Consider the following 503-nt stretch of genomic DNA (forward strand, 5'->3'; position numbering starts at 1 on the left):
CCTGCTGGCAGCCCTCGCGAAGCACCGCTTCCTCTTCCGCTACACCGCCCAGGGACTCACGGACGAGCAGGCCGCGGCCACCCCGACCGTGAGCGAGCTGTCCGTCGGCGGGCTGATCAAGCACGTCGCGTTCACGGAGTCGGGCTGGGTCGACTTCATCGAGCGCGGCGCGGCCGCGATGTCCTTCGACGAGTCGTCCTACGAGACGCACACCAACAGCTTCCGGATGCTGCCGGGCGATGCTCTGCAGCTCGGCAAGGACAAGCCCGAGCTTCTCGGTGTGCAGCCCCTCCCGCCCCGCGCGCCCGCCAACCGTGAAGGCCCCGGGAATGGTCGGCCGCTCCAACGTCGCGGCGGCGAGGACCTGGTCGAGGACGTCGTCGACCTCTGCCCGCAGACCCGCCGGATCCACCCCGACCCGGCACTCGATCTCCGTGCTGCGGAACAGCTCGTCGTAGTACGGCCAGACGGCGACCAGCCCGGCCTGCATCCGCTCGTGTGAG

General features: G+C 70.4%; 2 pseudogenes. One reads left to right on the forward strand and one right to left on the reverse strand.

Features of this window, described 5'->3' with window-relative positions:
* Positions 1-4: 4 nt before the first annotated feature.
* Positions 5-187: pseudogene (locus ABFY07_RS42985) on the forward strand (mycothiol transferase); the annotation flags it as partial.
* A 90-nt stretch (positions 188-277) separates the two neighbouring features.
* On the opposite strand, the pseudogene ABFY07_RS42990 reads toward ABFY07_RS42985, so the two are convergent.
* Positions 278-490 (reverse strand): annotated as a pseudogene (locus tag ABFY07_RS42990) (1,2-phenylacetyl-CoA epoxidase subunit PaaC); the annotation flags it as partial.
* Between the last annotated feature and the right edge of the window lie 13 nt (positions 491-503).

Source organism: Streptomyces sparsogenes subsp. cuspidosporus (genome assembly GCF_039532705.1).
Classification (GTDB): Bacteria; Actinomycetota; Actinomycetes; order Streptomycetales; family Streptomycetaceae; genus Streptomyces; species Streptomyces sparsogenes.